At 63.7% G+C, this 683-nt stretch carries 1 pseudogene; it reads right to left on the bottom strand.

Going from position 1 to position 683, the window contains the following annotated elements:
- Positions 1 to 276: 276 nt before the first annotated feature.
- Positions 277 to 683 (bottom strand): annotated as a pseudogene (locus ACFC3J_RS22825) (hypothetical protein); the annotation flags it as partial.

A 683-nucleotide genomic window follows, 5' to 3' on the forward strand; every position in this document is an offset into this window, starting at 1 on the left:
GCGGGTGGGCATGGTTCGCTCGGCACCAAGACGGGCGACGCGGTGATCGCATACGCTTTGCCGAAGGAGTGACGCTTGTCATGTCCTCCTCTGGCCGCGGACGATCCAAGAGTCGGATGCGGGCTGAGCCATGCAATTCTCAAGGCCGCCCTCGCCAGGGTCGGAGCGCAGCTCGCCAGATTGAATCCCGAAGATCGCAGCGGCACCAGATCGGAGCTGACGTTCGATGTATGATCAGGGTCCGGCGCCGCGGCACGAGATGCGATTGTTTCGGGCCTATACGCAGGTCTGCGCGCCGCCCTTCAGCTTCACGGGGATCGTGAGGTAGCGCACCCCGTTGGCTTCGGCCGGCGGGAATTTGCCGGCGCGGATATTGACCTGAATGGAAGGCAGCAGCAGCCTGGGCGCCGAAAGCTTGGTGTCACGCGCCTGCCGCAAAGCCACGAATTCGTCTTCCGAAACGCCGTCCCTGACGTGGACGTTGTTCTCGCGCTGCTCGCGTACCGTGGTCTCCCACGCGAACGTATCACGGCCTGGGGCCTTGTAGTCGTGACACATGAACAGCCGCGTCTCCGACGGCAGCGCCAGCAGCCGCGGTGCCGTCGCGGAGTTGGTAGGAATTGAGGTTGGCGTAGTCTCCGGGGTGATCAACCTCGAATCATCCGGCGTTGAAGCGTCGGACT

This window comes from Sphingobium sp. (genome assembly GCF_041987595.1).
Lineage (GTDB): Bacteria > Pseudomonadota > Alphaproteobacteria > Sphingomonadales > Sphingomonadaceae > Sphingobium.